Origin of the sequence: Yersinia sp. FDAARGOS_228 (genome assembly GCF_002073315.2) — a bacterium.
GTDB lineage: Bacteria > Pseudomonadota > Gammaproteobacteria > Enterobacterales > Enterobacteriaceae > Yersinia > Yersinia intermedia.
Genome location: NZ_CP020409.2, coordinates 3,092,034 through 3,107,807, shown reverse-complemented (window position 1 = coordinate 3,107,807; position 15,774 = coordinate 3,092,034). Strand labels below are relative to the sequence as shown.

The following is a 15,774-nucleotide window of genomic DNA, read 5'->3' as shown; positions in this document are numbered from 1 at the left end:
CAACTAATTCCGAGTGACAAAGTAAAGCGTTATTATACGTAAGTTTATGCCGCCATGAAACAGTAGAAATGAAGCTGAGCCTGGGCACGTTTTGTGGGGGTTAAATACTTCACTAAAAAATGCATAAAAAAATGCCGATGTTGAGACAACATCGGCATCGTAACAATTATGTGCTATGCAGTAATTCAAAATAAAAGTATTACAAATATGGAGCGCAACGCCCATCGCTTGACGTTACATTCACCTGCAAAATAATAATGCCTGAGTCATTACCGTCAAATCTTGATATGGCTCAATTTTGCAGTGATTAACCCCATTTCTGGCACACTCTTTTACGCGTCTGCCAATTTGCCATTAGAGCCATTTACTGTGTTTTAACCACCAGGCAACACCTAACACCAAAGCCACTAACATCATACAGAATGTCGCAAAACCAAAAGAATAGGTATTACCAGGGATCCCTCCGAGGTTGACACCAAATAAACCGGTCAAAAAAGTGGTGGGTAAAAATACCATCGCCAGAAGCGACATGGTATAAGTCCGCCGGTTCATTGCATCAGCCATTAATGAACTAATTTCATCAGACAGCACCGCTGTACGTGCGATGCTTGAATCTAAATCCTCTAATCCACGGCCCAGGCGTTCTGAGATTTCCTGCATCCGACGCCGATCATCATCATTCATCCACGGCAAACGCTCGCTGGCCAATCGAGAGAATACATCGCGCTGCGGTGCCATATAGCGGCGTAACACAATTAACTGTTTGCGTAACAATGCCATTTGCCCGCGCTGAGGAATTTTCTGTTCCAGTAAATCATCTTCCAGATCGATAATTTTATCGTGTAAGTCCTCGATAAACTCATTGGTATGGTCGGTCAGACCATCGACAATCTCCACCAGCCAATTGCCACTGTCTGTCGGGCCAGTACCGCTTTGCAAATCATTAAGCACATCGTCAATGGAGTAAACTTTACGATGGCGAGTTGAGACGATCAATTTGTCTGTTATATAAACCCGAATTGTCACTAACTGATCTGGGCGGGCATTGTTGTTAAAGTTAATACCGCGCAGGGTTATCATCGTGCCATCACCCAACCGGGTCACCTTTGGTCTTACACTCTCCCCAGCCAGACCATCACGGACCACTTCAGGCAGTAATGGTGTATTTTGCAACCAGGCCGCACTTTGCGGATAGGTGTAATCCAAATGCAACCAGCAAGGCTGCTCCGCTGTGGCGACAGCATCAATACTTATTGACGTCACTCCGCCTTTGCCATCGAGCTGATAGGCATAAACTGCATCAGAAACTTGAAGTGCTTTTCCTTCGACGACATCCACAACAACACCCTCTATTTCGGAATTTATCATGCAATTTAGCTCAGTGTAGCGCTAGCAACCTGATCTTTAAAGGTGATGTACCAGGATAGCACCTGGCAAGCCATTACATAGCCACCTGCGACTCAGGAAACGTAAAATTAAAATGACCAAAACAGTTAAATATAAAGTTACCCAATAGATTTAGTTATCTCATTACTATTTGATTATGAAATAAAAAGCCGCCAATTAGCACTGGCGGCCCAACGGCCATAAATATACCCGTTTTAATGCTTGATGATATACATCGTCTGGCTGTATGCCACGTCCTCAGGGTTAGTGATTGGATAACCTTTCACCCACGGTTTAATTAATCGACCATTAGTAAATTGATATATAGGTGCAATAGGTACCTGCTCGGCAATAATCTGTTCAGCCTTATTATAGTCTTCACTCAGTGCTTTAGCATTGGTCTGCTTACCCGCTTCATTGAGTAAATTATCATAATCTACACTATTAAATTTCGCGATATTCCCGCTGTGCGTAGATGTCAGCAGTGACAGGAAGGTAGATGGTTCATTATAATCACCGACCCATGACGCACGAACCACATCAAAATTACCGGTGTTACGGCTGTCAATGTATGTTTTCCATTCCTGGTTAATCATTTTGACATCTACGCCCAATGTTTTCTTCCACATAGAAGCAATAGCAATGGCTAATTTCTGATTATTATCAGAGGTATTATACAAGAGTGATAATGTTAACGGCTTATCAGGCCCATAGCCCGCAGCATGAAGCAATGCTTTGGCTTGTGCGTTCAATTCATCTTGATCTTGCTGCTGCAATAAATTGGCAACCGGATGGTAGCCGGCAGTAACATCAGGGGTAAAGTGGTACGCTGGTTTCTCCCCAGTACCCAATACCTTTTCAGCAATTATTTTACGATCTATCGCATAAGATAATGCTTTACGTACGCGAATATCATTAGTTGGTGCGCGTTGCGTATTAAAAGCATAATAATAGGTACCTAGCTGATCGGGCGTATAAACTTGGTCAGGAATATCTTTTAACAACTTCTGATATAAATTCTTTGGAAAGGACTCGGTAATATCAATATCACCCGCTTGATAACGTTTAGTGGCATTTGCTTCCTGATTAATTGGAATAAACGTCACCTTAGTCAGCACCGTATGCGCATGGTCCCAATAATACTCATTAGGCACCAAGACCAATTTCTCATTAACGACTCTATCTTGTAATTTAAATGCGCCGTTGCCAACCAAATTACCGATTTTAGTCCAGTCATTGCCATATTTTTCAACAACAGATTGGGGAACCGGGAATAGACTAAAGTTCGCCGTTAAACTTGGGAAATAAGGTACGGGTTTACTGAGTTTGACTTTTAAGGTGTGATTATTAATAGCACTCACCCCTAGCATATCGGCTGGCATTTTCCCCGCAATAATCTGCTGTGCATTCTCCATCCCCGCTAATTCAGCGAACCAGGCAAAAGGAGATAAACTTTTAGGGTCAACCAATCGACGCCAACTGTAAACAAAGTCCTGCGCAGTGACCGGTGCGCCGTTAGACCATTTAGCGTCTTTACGTAAGGTAAATATATAGGTTTGGTTATCTGCTGTTTGCCAGCTTAGCGCAACACCCGGAATTATTTGGCCCCGAGCATCCTGATTGACTAACCCCTCAAACAGGTCACGCGCGACCTGAGCCTCGATTAGCCCCACGGCTTTCATCGGATCAAGGGAAGCAGGCTCATCTTTAATATGCCGAACGATTTCTTGTTTTTCAGCCAGTATGGTACCCGCAGGGACATCAGCGGCATTTGCCGCGCCCAGCGCAGTGCCAACTAATGCGGCACACAATGCATAACGGAAATAGCGCATAATCGATAACCTTATCGTTGTTGTCCATATTAGCGAAAGCAGACTCTGGCTGCTCATAACGTTAATGACCCGCAGCGCTTGCCGACATACGGTATGCAGGCAATATTCAGCCCTGACCTTGGGTTTATCGTGCTCATAAATTTAGCGCATCATTATTTCTAGATCTATTTATTTAAAGTAAATCAAACAGTAAAGCGTCAACATCAACTCAACATGTTGTAGATATAAACTAGCAGATTAAACCCTATACTGACGACGATAAAATATAGCTCACGGCGGCAGCATCAAAAGTAAACTGCATTCAACAATACAATCAACAACTGACGTTAGCTTTTATGGTTCGCTTAACCATTGCCACCGAATCAAAAATAACTTATTGATTCAAAGAAATAATATTAGATGTTATGTTGAGGGTATTATGAATATGTTCAGGATAACAGAGAACATTATGACTCAATATCGGCCTCGTTCAGCACGAGGGAACCTGCTCACCCCAGGCCAATGCTACGGTCAATCGCTGTTAGGTGCACCGCTGCTTTACTTCCCTGCCCCCACATCTTCGGTTAACACCGGGTTGATTATCGCCGGCACCCATGGCGATGAAAGTGCGGCCATTGTTGCCCTTTCCTGCGCGTTACGCACTATTGCCCCGGAACAACAGCGCCATCATGTGATATTGGCAGTGAACCCGGATGGTTGCCAATTAGGGTTACGTGCTAATGCCAATGGTGTTGACCTTAATCGCAATTTCCCGGCAAAAAACTGGCAGCCAGGCGAGACGGTTTATCGCTGGAACAGTGCCGCTGATGCGCGTGATGTACGGTTATTGACGGGCGAACACGCAGGCTCAGAGCCGGAAACGCAGGCTTTATGCGCCTTAATTGAGCAACTTGCTCCACGTTGGGTCGTCTCATTCCATGAGCCGCTGGCTTGCATTGAAGACCCCGATAACTCCGCACTAGGATCACGCCTGGCAGCCAATTTCGCCTTGCCACTCGTTAGCAGTGTCGGTTACGCCACACCGGGGTCATTTGGTAGCTGGTGCGCTGATCGCAACTTGCCGTGTATCACCGCAGAATTACCGCCAATTTCCGCCGATGCGGCCAGTGAATGTTATCTGGCTGCATTGGTGGATTTACTCACGTTGGCGGATTAAACCGATAAATCGATCGCCCCTGTTGAGAAGTGCAACCCACCCTCAATATCCTGTTCCAACCATGTCGGGCCATCGAGATCAACAAACCGTGCCCCCGGTGCCAGCGGCAATGCCGCACGTATTGCGCGGGAAGTACACAACATGCAACCGAGCATAATGGCGAATCCCAGTGATTTTGCCTGCTCGGCTAGCAACAGCGCTTCGGTTAACCCCCCACTCTTGTCCAGTTTAATGTTTACCATGTCATAGCGGCCAACCAGACCGGCTAAATCCGCCCGCGTATGGCAGCTCTCATCAGCACAAATCGGCAACGGATGAATAAAATTCTGCAAACTGTCATCCTCACCGGCGGGCAGTGGTTGTTCCAACATTGCCACCCCTAAATCAGCCAATAACTGGCAGCGGGCGACCAACCCTTCAGTTTGCCAGGACTCATTGGCATCAACGATTAAGGTCACTTCCGGTGCGGCACTGCGGATCGCGACCAATCGCTCAGCAATGAGATGGTCATCAAGTTTTATTTTCAACAACCTGGCGCCAAGATGTGCCAATGCACTGGCACTGTAGGCCATTGCTTCCGGGGTGCCAATACTGACCGTTTGGGCCATAGAAATAGAGGAAATAGCCGTTGTCTGGCTCATATGCCACAAACTTTGCTGGCTCTGTAAACATTCCAACTGCCACAGTGCGCAATCCACCGCATTCCTGGCGGCCCCAGCGGGTAATAGTGGCTGTAAATCCTGCCGTGAAATACCATTTTCTATGGCATTAACAACCGAGGCGAGCTGTGCCATCACCGATGCTTCACTTTCGCCATAATGTGGATATGGTGTACATTCACCGTAAGCAAGAGTGCCGTTTTCCTCAATCTCGACCACCACTACTTTGGCTTCTGTACGGCTACCACGGGAAATAACAAACGCGGAATGTAAAGGCCATGCCTCAGGGTAGAAACGCATTATTCTCAATTATGGCTCCTTGGCAGAATTCGGGCTTTGGCATCAGGCGTTAGAACCTAACGTAAGTAAAATCTCAATTATTTAGCAAATTTCTCATATCCAAGCCGCCATTGTTACCTTAAACTGAACTTCGTGTTACACATCTGTAAAAGGGATCAAATAATGACACAGACCGTACATTTTCAAGGCAATCCAGTCACTGTTGCAGGTCAACTGCCACAAGCTGGCGATAAAGCAAAAGACTTTACTTTGGTTGCGAAAGATTTATCTGATGTTGCCCTGAGCAACTTCGTTGGCAAACGTAAAGTCCTGAATATCTTCCCTAGTATTGATACCGGCGTTTGTGCCGCATCGGTACGTAAATTCAATCAACTGGCTGGCGAACTTGAGAACACTGTTGTTCTTTGTATCTCCTCTGACCTGCCATTTGCCCAATCACGCTTTTGCGGTGCTGAAGGCCTGAGCAACGTAATTACCTTATCAACGCTGCGTGGCGCTGATTTCAAACAAGCTTACGGTGTGGCCATTACTGAAGGCCCGTTGGCCGGTTTGACCGCGCGTGCGGTGGTGGTTCTGGATGGTAACGATAACGTTATCTACAGTGAGCTGGTTAATGAAATCACCACTGAACCAAACTATGATGCCGCGTTGGCAGCACTGAAGTAACCCGTTAAGTTTCGGTTAACTCAACCGGAGCATTAACTCAAAACGGCTGGCCCATTTGGGTACAGCCGTTTTTCATTACAAACCGTTTTATAGCAATGAATTGCTGTGTTGCTTACTCTTCTTCGCTTTCATCACTGACTGGCCGTTTGCTACTTAAACCATATTCGCGCAACTTGTTGGCAATCGCGGTGTGAGAGACACCAAGGCGCTTAGCCAATTTACGGGTACTGGGATAATTACGATAAAGGCGCGTCAACACTGAGCGCTCAAAGCGTTTGCTGATGTCATCAAGCGAACCATCAAGCACTTCATCACCTAGCACGGCTTCAACTTCAAACTCCGGCAGGATAATGTCCTGTGGCCGCAGTTCGAAACCATCCAATTGGGTCAGGGCGCGATAAATGGCATTTTTCAACTGTCGCACATTACCGGGCCACCCATAATTAGTCAGAAAACTGCTCAGCTCAGGTGCCAACTTCGGCCGAGGCACGCCTTGTTCGTCCGAGAAGCGGGCAACGAACAATTCGGTCAGTGGCATGATATCAGCCTGACGTTCACGCAATGGTGGCAAGGTGATAGTGAGCACATTAAGGCGATAATAGAGATCCTCGCGGAATTCGCCGCGCTGAACCAACTCCACCAGATTCTTTTGGGTGGCGCAAATAACCCGAACATCAACATGCACTTCATGTTCTTCCCCGACACGGCGGAAGGTGCCATCGTTTAGGAATCGCAACAGTTTGATTTGCATGCGCGGCGACATTTCGCCGATTTCATCCAGTAGCACCGAGCCACCATTCGCCTGCTCAAAGAAGCCTTTTTTACCTTCGATAGCATTCGGGTAAGCCCCGGCCGCATAGCCGAATAGCTCGCTTTCTACCACATCGTCCGGCATTGACGCACAATTAAGGCCAAGGAAAGGCATTTTCCCGCGCGGGCTACGCAAGTGACAGGCGTGTGCCAAGAGATCTTTACCGGTACCGGTATCACCGACCAATAGCAAGGGAGCATCCAGCATCGCCAACTTACGGGCTTGCTCAAGCACTTGGCGCATCTTAACGCTGGTGGCAACAATCTGTTTAAACTCAGTATCATCGTTGACCGACAAGATTTGCAGTTGTTTGCCCATGCGTGCTGTGGATTTTAACATCACCACCGCACCCACTGTTTGGTTCTGCTGATCTTCGTCTTCAAGTTCAATGGGGGTGACCTCCATCAGGTAATCCTGATTGTTGATCAACACCCGTTCGGTATGAGGTGCGGTTGCCCCCTCTTCAAACCAACGGGCAAAGTTGTATCCCCCGAGTAAACTGCCCGCAGTTTTGTGGCGAATACGCTCCTCATGAAGGGAGAAAAGCTCACGGGCCGCAGGGTTGGCTAACTCAAGATTACCTCTTAAATCAATGGAGAATACCGGTTCTGGCATGGATTCAAGTAGCGCCCGTAGCGAGCGGTGCTCACGCTCAGAAGGCATAAAGGAGACGGTACGAACATCAGTGACCCCCTCGATGCGCCGAATATCCATCATTAGGGCACTGAATACACTGAAATCCAGTTGGGAAAAGTTCAGGTAAATACGGCCTATTGGATCAATTTCGATCCCCCGTAAATCAATGCTGCGTAAAACCAAGAGATCAAGTAACTCTCTGGTGAGACCGATTCGGTCTTCACAAAAAACTTCCAAACGCATCAGTATCGACCTTATATATGGCAGGTGCGGAGTCTCTGCCTATGATAATACCCTGTCCCCCCTTACTGATGAAGCAGTCTGTCAGCAAAAGTTGACAGGAATCGGGTTTTTACTGATTTTTTTCCTGGCCGATGCCATCAAGATAAGATTTTCCGCGTCTGCACACCCAAGATATAGCGGGTTATTATTATTTTAATGAATAATTTAGAATAATATAACGACTAACAGTATCAGCCCCTCGTCAAGGTGAGGTGACACTTTGCATTACATCGGCCAAGTGGCTATAGTATAGGTAGCCACATGACCGAGGAGGTTACATGAGAGCTTATCAACCTACCCCCACAACGAAAGCAGGGGCACTCTGGCGAGAAATTGGTTTGCCAGCCAGCCGTGGCACGGTATTAGTCGACAGCATCAAGCTGGGTTTTTCTGTCGATGTCATCGACAGTATCCATCTTTGGGCCTCTATGCCTAAATCTGAAATATTGCGCGCTACCGGTATTCCCAGCCGTAGCCTGACCCGCCGACGTACCCATGATGGCCGTTTTACACCAGAAGAGAGTGAGCGAATCGCGCGCTTCGTGCGGGTAATGGATGCCGCAGTTGACCTCTTCGGTGGTGATAAAGGCAAAGCTATCGTCTGGATGTCGACACCCATTAAGGGGCTTGGGCACCGCAGTCCTGACTCACTGCTGGAGACCGAAACCGGCGCGTTAGAAATCTGCGATTTAATTGGGCGGCTGGAACACGGTGTATTTTCATAGCTGAGTGCCCGGAAGGATAAAAGTGATATAGGGAAGGTGACATGGATAAGTACTCAATCACGCGCAACCAGACAGGGCAATACTTATGATGCTTTATCGCATCGTGATGCGCCGCTACCTGGCTTCAACCTGGACCGGTTATGGCGCTGAAATCTATGGTGGGCGCTGGAATCATAAAGGCCACGCCGCCATCTATTTAGCCAGTAGTGTGTCACTGGCGATGCTGGAAACACTGGTACATATTCAAGACAGCTCAACACTCAGCGAGTTTGAGTTATTCCAGATTGAGATTGATGACAGCAATATCATGCTGTTACAACCACAGGATTGGCCACTGGACTGGCGCAATGACCCCGCGCCTGCGGCTACGATGGATATCGGCACAGAATGGCTGGAATCAGAATCATCAATTGGATTGCTGGTCCCATCCACACTGGTGCCTTCAGAACATAATATGCTGGTCAATCCGCGCCACAAAGATTTTCAGGCCTGCTTGAGTACCGCCAAAGCACTCTCCTTTGCCTTCGATCCCCGATTGAAATAGTGGGCCGGCACTGAAACTTAACCCGTTACGGATTGGCTTTGTCTTTTTTGGGCAACGCATTTTTCAGTTGGCTAATCAACTGACGGCGGAAGTCTCCCAGCTTAGGTTTATCACCATCCAACCACGGGAGCGGGCGGCATAGCTCCATAGCTTTGATACCCAGTCGCGCTGTCAGTAGCCCCGCCCCAATCCCTTGCGCCGCACGAGTGGATAAACGCGCGGCCAAGTCTTGTGATAGCCAGTCCATACCCACTTCGCGTACCAATTCGGAAGCTCCGGCAAAGGCAATGTTCAGTAACACTAAGCGGAATAACCGAATGCGGCTGAAATATCCCAACTCGATACCATACAGAGCGGCAATACGATTAATCAGACGAATATTACGCCAGGCGATAAAAGCCATATCCACCAGCGCCAGAGGGCTGACCGCAATCATTAATGCGGATTCGGCAGCGTAGCGGCTAATTTCTGCCCGTGCCTGGTTATCCAGTGCCGGCTGCACCAGTTTGGCATATAATTCAACTACTTCACGATCGTTATGCGTCTCATGCGAGGACGCCTGCCAACGTTGCAGTGCCGGATGCCCTTGATCCAGTCCGGCCTGACGCGCCAGTTTTTCACAAAAGGCGCGCCCTTGCCCGATACCGTGACTCACCAAGAGTTCACGTGCGATATCCCGCTCTTCGGCCCGCTGGCGTAAACGGTATAAGCGCCGCCACTCCGTCAACACCGAGCCAATACCGGCCACGACAATCAGCCCACCGGCGGTCGTTGCTCCCAACGCAATCCAATCCTGCTGCTGCCAAGCCTGATTAACCCATTGCACTGACTGAGCAATCACACTGGCGCCAAAGAGTGCCAGTCCGGCTGTCACCATTTTGCGCCACAGACTGCGTTTAGGTTTCAGCGCAGCATTCACCAGCCCTTCCACCCGCCCCTCTTCATCTTCAGCATCGAGTTCAGGTGCCGCAGGATAGAAGTTCTCTGCGGTTTGTTGATCAAAAGCCTGTGCTGCTTTTAATACTGGTTCATCAAGGGGCTGCAAAGGTTGTTCAAAATCTATCCGTGGTTTCAACGGCTCACTCATCGCAACTTATCTCCCAATAAGAACTCCATCACTGCATCCAGCCGAATATGGGGCAATGGGCTATCAACATTCACCGCTTGTGGACGAAATTCATCGAAATGAAAACCCTGCTGCTGCCAAAATGCCGGGCCAGGCAAACGCGCTGGGACATCCCCTGGGAATACCGTCAGCGGTACACCATCCAGCAAACGATGACCACGCAATGCCGGGATTTTTTGCCCCTGATGTTCAACCATGCCACTTTCTGTCGCCTGTACCGATGCCAACCCTACGCAATCCATGCTGATCCCTTCAAAAGCGGCATTTTGCCAGGCCTCCTGCACCAATTGCTGGAGTAACGACACCAGGTTTGCGTGTTGATCTGCCGTCACGTGATCCGCTTTAGTTGCCGCAAACATCAGCTTATCGATACACGGCGAGAATAAGCGGCGGAATAACGTGCGTTTCCCGTAATGAAAACTTTGCATTAATTGTGTCAAAGCCAGGCGCATATCATTAAATGCCTGCGGCCCGCTGTTCAAGGGTTGCAGGCAATCCACCAGCACAATTTGCCGATCAAATCGGACAAAATGCTCTTTATAAAAACCTTTCACAACCGAGTTACAGTAGTAGTTAAAACGGGTACGTAGCATGCCCAAATTGGAGTGTTTATCCGCCTGAGCCAGTCGCGATTCACTCAGTTCATTCACCTCCGGCCACGGGAAAAACTGTAATGCAGGTGCACCGGCCATATCCCCAGGCAGGACAAACCGCCCCGGTTGAATGAAATGCAAGCCTTCATTCTTACAGCGAATAAGATAATCGGTATAGGCCTGCGCGATAGCCGCTAGCTGGTTTTCGTCTGCGGGTGCCAACGGATCACACTGCTGACATAATGCCAGCCACGGTTTGGCCCACTGTGCGCGATCCCCTTGTAGCAAGCCAGCCATCTGGCGAGACCAGCTTAAATAGTCCTGTTCCAACATAGGCAGGTCCAGTAACCATTCACCGGGATAATCGACGATTTCCAAATAAAGTGTCGATGTCTCTTTAAAATGGCGCAAAAGCGAATCACCAGATCGAAAACGCAGTGCTAAGCGTATTTCACTGACACCACGGGTTGGGGTTGGCCAGTTTGGCGGAGTGCCATATAACGACGCCAGCCCTTCATCATAGGTAAAACGTTGAATACCCAAATCGCGCTGCGGTACCCGCTTTACGCCCAGTAGCCGATCTTCGCGCACAACAGAAAACAGCGGCATACGCGCACCGCTGTGGACATGAAGTAACTGATTCACTAACGAAGTGATAAAGGCGGTTTTCCCGCTGCGGCTCAAGCCGGTTACTGCTAAGCGGAGATGGCGATCCATCCCTCGATTAACCAAAGACGTGATCTCATTTTGCAGTCGTTTCATGCTTCTCCTTGGCAAATTGGCCCGCTGCTACCTGCATTGCACGTTTTAACATCGGTTCCAGTAGCATCAGCAGCAACCAACGCAGGGGCTTACGGCTCACACTCTTTACTATTAAGCCCGCAGCACCGGCCGGTCCATAGGTCAATGCGACAGTAAACATCATTTTAACCAGCGTTGTTAATACTACACCTGCGCGTGAACGGGTGGGATCATTGTTCATCTTTTGCCCTCTGGCAGGCCATATTGATAAATAACAACATCTCTTGATCTATGGGCAACCGCCCAGGGATCAATCATTGTCTGGTAGCACTATAACTGTCTGTTAACCCTACAACTGACGAAAACGGCTCTGGACACCGAAAGTCTCAGAGGTGACATAGCGCTCTACCTGACGCAAGCGCTGCTCACCAGCCCCCAACTCAAATTCTAGCTGATCCAGAAGCTGGCGGGGCGTGGCTTCATGCTGGTCACTAAAACTGGCTGCGGGTGCCGGTTCCAACATAAAAGTCAGTACGATATAAGCCGCGATAGTGAAAACAAACAAACCAAAGAACAGAGATAACACCACCATCACCCGAATCAATCGCACCGGAATATCAAAATAGTGGGCCAGACCGGCACATACGCCCTTAATCATGCCCTCTTCCGGTACCCGATACAGCTTTTTGCCACTCAACATCGTATTTTTAAAAACATCGCCCATTATGACTGTCTCCAGTTCGGATGTTGTGCATCAAGAATTTCTTCTAATGTCTGAATACGTTCGCGCATCCGGCGAGCATCATCAGTTAACTGTGATAAGCGCTGCATATCCTGATGGCTAAGCTGAGCGCCACTTTGCTGGCGATTGCTGTAATGCAGCCATAACCAGATAGGTGCGACAAACAGCACAAAAATGGTCAGTGGTATGGCAAGAAACAGGATACTCATTCGTTCCCCTTAATCATCTGGCGGGTATTCGCATTTTAATTATGGCAGGCCGCTTTATTCCCAACGGCCTGCCCGGTATATATTCGCTACTAACGCGATGAGTCAGCGTAAAAGTCATGGCTTACGGCCGTGGACCAACTCCCTTACTCGGCCGAATTCATTTTCGCTTTCAGCGCGGCCAACTGGTTACTGATTTCATCATCGGCTTTCAGTTCGGCAAATTGGCTTTCCAGCGACTTTTGTTTGCCGATCCCCACAGTTTCAGCCTCAGCTTCCATATGATCAATACGGCGCTCAAATTGCTCAAAACGCGCCATAGCTTCGTCGAGTTTTCCGCTATCGAGTTGGCGGCGCACATCACGAGATGACGCAGCCGCCTGATGGCGCAAGGTCAGCGCCTGCTGTCTGGCACGGGTTTCGGTTAACTTACTTTCCAACTCGCTAATTTCATGTTTCATACGGCTCAGTGTTTCTTCCACTGTGGCCACTTCGCGGGTCAGTGTATCAATCAATGCAGCAACTTTTTGTTTTTCAATCAGTGCCGCGCGGGCTAAATCTTCTTTATCTTTACGCAGAGCCAGCTCGGCTTTCTCCTGCCACTCTTGCTGCTGACTTTCGCTGTGATCGATACGGCGCAACAACTGTTTTTTCTCCGCTAATGCTCGAGCGGATGTTGAGCGAATCTCTACCAGAGTATCTTCCATTTCCTGAATCATCAGGCGCACTAATTTTTGCGGGTCTTCTGCTTTATCCAGCAATGTATTGATGTTGGCATTCACGATATCGGCAAAGCGTGAAAAAATACCCATAATTTATATCCTCTTTGACTTAATGGCTTTCTGAAATAGTGGCGTCTGATTGCACCCATTCGCCTAACTCTGTTGGAATAACTATTATCAAGAGTCGTGCCAACTTTTTATGCGTTTTAATAAGTTGAAAAGTAACAAAAAAATATTTTATGCTTAAATTAAGATAGAATGTAAAGTGAGTATTTTAACCAACTATTGGCGAATTTCATCATGAGCGAGCAATTAGAAAACCTGTTAGGCGAAGCAAACTCTTTTGTTGAAGTGCTGGAACAAGTTTCCGGGCTGGCAAAGTTGAATAAGCCGGTATTGGTGATTGGTGAACGGGGCACCGGTAAGGAGCTGATTGCGCACCGGTTACATTATTTATCAAACCGTTGGCAAGGGCCGTTCATCTCACTTAACTGTGCCGCGTTGAATGAAAACTTACTCGACTCAGAATTGTTTGGTCATGAAGCGGGGGCGTTTACCGGTGCGCAGAAGCGCCATTTAGGGCGTTTTGAACGCGCGGATGGGGGTACGCTCTTTTTGGATGAACTGGCAACAGCACCTATGTTAGTACAGGAAAAATTACTGCGTGTGATTGAGTATGGTCATCTGGAGCGCGTTGGCGGCAGTCAGCCGTTGCAAGTGGATGTCCGGCTGGTTTGTGCTACCAATGACAATTTACCCGCTTTAGCGCAGGCAGGTAAATTCCGCGCCGATCTGCTGGACAGGCTCGCCTTTGATGTAGTGCAACTACCACCGTTACGTGAACGTCAGCAAGATATCATGTTACTCGCTGAACACTTTGCCATCCAGATGTGCCGAGAGTTAGGTTTACCGCTGTTTCCGGGCTTCACCTCTGCAGCAAAAGCGCAATTACTGCAATACCGCTGGCCGGGCAATGTCCGTGAGTTAAAAAATGTGGTTGAGCGCTCAGTCTATCGCCATGGCAGCAGCAGTCAGCCACTGGATAATATTATTATTAATCCTTTTGCTACACGGCCAAGCACAGATAATCAGGTTTCCAATAACACCGATGCAACGACTGACGAATTATCTCCCCTGCTGCCAGCGTTACCCGTCGATCTTAAACTGTGGTTGCATAACAGTGAACATCAGATGCTCAAATTAGCCTTAGAACAAGCACGTTTTAATCAACGTAGGGCGGCGGGTTTATTAGGATTAACCTATCATCAGTTACGTGGCATGCTAAAAAAACATGCAATATTAACAAATGACAATGATCAGGAATAACTACCCTATTCAGGCCCGATCAGGTTTATATGAATATACAGACCTGATCGGCATTTAATTAACACCTTCCAATCCTCGTAGATATTTATCCTTTACACAAGCATTTATTGGCATGCCAATTAAATAAGCAGCTTGTGCAAAACTGGATAAACCCAGCGAAGAATTGCCATTAATTCTATCCTCAGCAATAGTGCCATACCACCCCCCCTCTATTTTTACGCCAATAGCATTAAACGTACTATTGGTTGATTCCGATGGCCGCCACATTATACTGGCATTGTAACCTTGTATTGACTTATTATATATCATAGTGCCACTGTCTTTTTCACACTGTTTTTTCATTTCAGTTTCCGAGAATGCAGCACTATGAAATAAAACAGAAAGCAAAAGCATCAATTTAATATACAGTCTCATTGTAGACATCCTATATTCAAAGAAGGATAACAAACTTAAACATTCCCTTTGTTTTGATATTATTCAAAGCCAGAGTCCGTTTAAACTCAGAGTGTTCCATTGCCAAGCCAAAACAGGCTCTGATCATCGGTCTAATACCTGATCTTAACATCCAAATACGTGCTAACCTTAAGGTCGGCCTGGTAAAGTAAGCGCTGTCATACGGTTGATTATTCGCAGTAGAACGCGTTTGTCTAAACCGCGGGTTAAGTAATGGTCCATTAGTGTGGACACTACCCCGAAATAGATAATATTGCGTTACTGTAGCTATTTGAGCAGGTTCTATTCTTCGATGCGCCATCCATTCTGATAAATGAGCGGTGTAACGAAGAATCCGCAGAATTTCACCATGAAGTTCAAACCCATGGCGTAATAATAAGTAATCCAGTGTTTGTTCAGCACTATACATATTATCTGTCGCCCTAATCTGATAAATATTGACTTGAGTATTGGTTTCTCCTCGTTCATCCATATGCTGTAGAACGCGCTCAGCATATTCGTAAGCAAATAGTCTATTGGATGTTGTAGAAATAAATGCACTATCGCCATAATCACTTTCAGCACTACGACAACTTCTACCACTCAGATGCTCAATAATATCATCATTAGTGCCAGATGAATAAAAACCGTTATCAAATATCTCACCATAATCTCGCGTATCAACACGCCAAAGGATATCTGGTGGTTTAGCCCAACCCTTGAAATTAATCACACAAAAAATAAAAAGTGAAATTATTACACTGAATTTGATCATAATATCCTCGGTAATAGATACAAATGTAATGCATTATTAATTCATCCATGAATGAATATAGCAATTATAATATTTAAGTCGTAGTCCAAAAAATCTGACTACATACATGATAAA

The 15,774-nt window shown here is 47.2% G+C and carries 17 protein-coding genes; 5 read left to right on the top strand and 12 right to left on the bottom strand.

All coding sequences use genetic code 11. The annotated features are described in order from the left end of the window. Nucleotides 1-354 precede the first annotated feature (354 nt). Both zntB and A6J67_RS14360 read right to left on the bottom strand, forming a co-directional pair. Nucleotides 355-1,338 carry a zinc transporter ZntB gene (gene zntB, locus A6J67_RS14365; RefSeq protein ID WP_032906073.1) on the bottom strand — a complete coding sequence of 328 codons (984 nt, stop codon included), beginning with the start codon at nucleotides 1,336-1,338 and terminating at the stop codon, nucleotides 355-357. A gap of 263 nt (nucleotides 1,339-1,601) precedes the next feature. Beyond that, nucleotides 1,602-3,218, bottom strand: coding sequence for a peptide ABC transporter substrate-binding protein (locus tag A6J67_RS14360; protein WP_050296991.1), 1,617 nt, complete (start codon nucleotides 3,216-3,218; stop codon nucleotides 1,602-1,604). 448 nt (nucleotides 3,219-3,666) lie between these two features. Here A6J67_RS14360 and mpaA point away from each other — a divergent pair, with 448 nt between their 5' ends. Continuing rightward, entirely contained in the window at nucleotides 3,667-4,374 is a 708-nt protein-coding gene (gene mpaA, locus A6J67_RS14355; protein ID WP_032906074.1) for a murein tripeptide amidase MpaA, read from the top strand. On the opposite strand, the gene ycjG is transcribed toward mpaA, so the two are convergent. Next, on the bottom strand, nucleotides 4,371-5,342 hold the full coding sequence (gene ycjG / locus A6J67_RS14350; protein WP_042569804.1) for an L-Ala-D/L-Glu epimerase: 972 nt from the start codon (nucleotides 5,340-5,342) through the stop codon (nucleotides 4,371-4,373). The two genes, mpaA and ycjG, sit on opposite strands and share 4 nt — an antisense overlap. Nucleotides 5,343-5,495: 153 nt before the next feature. Between ycjG and tpx the strand changes: the two genes are divergently transcribed. After that, nucleotides 5,496-5,999, top strand: coding sequence for a thiol peroxidase (gene tpx / locus A6J67_RS14345; RefSeq protein WP_005184397.1), 504 nt, complete (start codon nucleotides 5,496-5,498; stop codon nucleotides 5,997-5,999). A gap of 112 nt (nucleotides 6,000-6,111) precedes the next feature. Here tpx and tyrR read toward each other — a convergent pair whose 3' ends face one another. After that, nucleotides 6,112-7,689 (bottom strand): transcriptional regulator TyrR, encoded by a 1,578-nt coding sequence (tyrR, locus tag A6J67_RS14340; protein ID WP_042569805.1) that lies wholly within the window; start codon nucleotides 7,687-7,689, stop codon nucleotides 6,112-6,114. 317 nt (nucleotides 7,690-8,006) lie between these two features. Between tyrR and A6J67_RS14335 the strand changes: the two genes are divergently transcribed. Both A6J67_RS14335 and A6J67_RS14330 read left to right on the top strand, forming a co-directional pair. After that, nucleotides 8,007-8,453 carry a DUF2384 domain-containing protein gene (locus A6J67_RS14335; RefSeq protein WP_005184401.1) on the top strand — a complete coding sequence of 149 codons (447 nt, stop codon included), beginning with the start codon at nucleotides 8,007-8,009 and terminating at the stop codon, nucleotides 8,451-8,453. An 85-nt stretch (nucleotides 8,454-8,538) separates the two neighbouring features. Further along, nucleotides 8,539-8,997: an RES family NAD+ phosphorylase gene (locus A6J67_RS14330; protein ID WP_005184404.1), complete on the top strand. Its 459-nt coding sequence runs from the start codon at nucleotides 8,539-8,541 to the stop codon at nucleotides 8,995-8,997. 25 nt (nucleotides 8,998-9,022) lie between these two features. Here A6J67_RS14330 and A6J67_RS14325 read toward each other — a convergent pair whose 3' ends face one another. The 6 genes from A6J67_RS14325 to pspA all read right to left on the bottom strand — a co-directional run bounded on the left by A6J67_RS14325 (nucleotide 9,023) and on the right by pspA (nucleotide 13,217). After that, nucleotides 9,023-10,084: a YcjF family protein gene (locus A6J67_RS14325; RefSeq protein WP_050296992.1), complete on the bottom strand. Its 1,062-nt coding sequence runs from the start codon at nucleotides 10,082-10,084 to the stop codon at nucleotides 9,023-9,025. Next, nucleotides 10,081-11,478, bottom strand: a complete 1,398-nt coding sequence (locus tag A6J67_RS14320) for a YcjX family protein (protein ID WP_032906079.1) — start codon at nucleotides 11,476-11,478, stop codon at nucleotides 10,081-10,083. Before A6J67_RS14320 ends, A6J67_RS14325 begins: the two co-directional genes overlap by 4 nt. After that, complete coding sequence (gene pspD, locus A6J67_RS14315; protein ID WP_050073360.1) at nucleotides 11,459-11,698, bottom strand: phage shock protein PspD; 240 nt, start codon at nucleotides 11,696-11,698, stop codon at nucleotides 11,459-11,461. Before pspD ends, A6J67_RS14320 begins: the two co-directional genes overlap by 20 nt. A gap of 108 nt (nucleotides 11,699-11,806) precedes the next feature. Continuing rightward, nucleotides 11,807-12,181, bottom strand: coding sequence for an envelope stress response membrane protein PspC (gene pspC / locus A6J67_RS14310; protein WP_005184415.1), 375 nt, complete (start codon nucleotides 12,179-12,181; stop codon nucleotides 11,807-11,809). Next, entirely contained in the window at nucleotides 12,181-12,408 is a 228-nt protein-coding gene (gene pspB / locus A6J67_RS14305; protein ID WP_032906081.1) for an envelope stress response membrane protein PspB, read from the bottom strand. Before pspB ends, pspC begins: the two co-directional genes overlap by 1 nt. 143 nt (nucleotides 12,409-12,551) lie before the next feature. Next, a complete protein-coding gene (gene pspA, locus A6J67_RS14300; RefSeq protein ID WP_005184417.1) occupies nucleotides 12,552-13,217 on the bottom strand; it encodes a phage shock protein PspA in 666 nt (221 codons plus the stop codon). Between the two features lie 210 nt (nucleotides 13,218-13,427). On the opposite strand from pspA, the gene pspF reads away from it, so the two are divergent. Next, nucleotides 13,428-14,453 carry a phage shock protein operon transcriptional activator gene (gene pspF, locus A6J67_RS14295; protein WP_042569807.1) on the top strand — a complete coding sequence of 342 codons (1,026 nt, stop codon included), beginning with the start codon at nucleotides 13,428-13,430 and terminating at the stop codon, nucleotides 14,451-14,453. A gap of 54 nt (nucleotides 14,454-14,507) precedes the next feature. Here pspF and ytxB read toward each other — a convergent pair whose 3' ends face one another. Both ytxB and ytxA read right to left on the bottom strand, forming a co-directional pair. After that, nucleotides 14,508-14,855, bottom strand: a complete 348-nt coding sequence (gene ytxB, locus A6J67_RS14290) for a putative AB5 enterotoxin binding subunit YtxB (RefSeq protein WP_042570169.1) — start codon at nucleotides 14,853-14,855, stop codon at nucleotides 14,508-14,510. A 28-nt stretch (nucleotides 14,856-14,883) separates the two neighbouring features. Next, nucleotides 14,884-15,660 (bottom strand): putative AB5 enterotoxin ADP-ribosylating subunit YtxA, encoded by a 777-nt coding sequence (gene ytxA / locus A6J67_RS14285; protein ID WP_042569808.1) that lies wholly within the window; start codon nucleotides 15,658-15,660, stop codon nucleotides 14,884-14,886. Nucleotides 15,661-15,774: the final 114 nt, after the last annotated feature.

Bases quoted from the DNA above. Each gene is read 5' to 3' on its own strand.
- A6J67_RS14320 (WP_032906079.1), bottom strand. From the start codon at position 11,478: ATGAAACGACTGCAAAATGAGATCACGTCTTTGGTTAATCGAGGGATG.
- ytxA (WP_042569808.1), bottom strand. From the start codon at position 15,660: ATGATCAAATTCAGTGTAATAATTTCACTTTTTATTTTTTGTGTGATT.
- pspD (WP_050073360.1), bottom strand. From the start codon at position 11,698: ATGAACAATGATCCCACCCGTTCACGCGCAGGTGTAGTATTAACAACG.
- tyrR (WP_042569805.1), bottom strand. From the start codon at position 7,689: ATGCGTTTGGAAGTTTTTTGTGAAGACCGAATCGGTCTCACCAGAGAG.
- mpaA (WP_032906074.1), top strand. From the start codon at position 3,667: ATGACTCAATATCGGCCTCGTTCAGCACGAGGGAACCTGCTCACCCCA.
- tpx (WP_005184397.1), top strand. From the start codon at position 5,496: ATGACACAGACCGTACATTTTCAAGGCAATCCAGTCACTGTTGCAGGT.
- A6J67_RS14335 (WP_005184401.1), top strand. From the start codon at position 8,007: ATGAGAGCTTATCAACCTACCCCCACAACGAAAGCAGGGGCACTCTGG.
- pspA (WP_005184417.1), bottom strand. From the start codon at position 13,217: ATGGGTATTTTTTCACGCTTTGCCGATATCGTGAATGCCAACATCAAT.
- pspC (WP_005184415.1), bottom strand. From the start codon at position 12,181: ATGGGCGATGTTTTTAAAAATACGATGTTGAGTGGCAAAAAGCTGTAT.
- A6J67_RS14325 (WP_050296992.1), bottom strand. From the start codon at position 10,084: ATGAGTGAGCCGTTGAAACCACGGATAGATTTTGAACAACCTTTGCAG.
- pspB (WP_032906081.1), bottom strand. From the start codon at position 12,408: ATGAGTATCCTGTTTCTTGCCATACCACTGACCATTTTTGTGCTGTTT.
- A6J67_RS14330 (WP_005184404.1), top strand. From the start codon at position 8,539: ATGATGCTTTATCGCATCGTGATGCGCCGCTACCTGGCTTCAACCTGG.
- pspF (WP_042569807.1), top strand. From the start codon at position 13,428: ATGAGCGAGCAATTAGAAAACCTGTTAGGCGAAGCAAACTCTTTTGTT.
- A6J67_RS14360 (WP_050296991.1), bottom strand. From the start codon at position 3,218: ATGCGCTATTTCCGTTATGCATTGTGTGCCGCATTAGTTGGCACTGCG.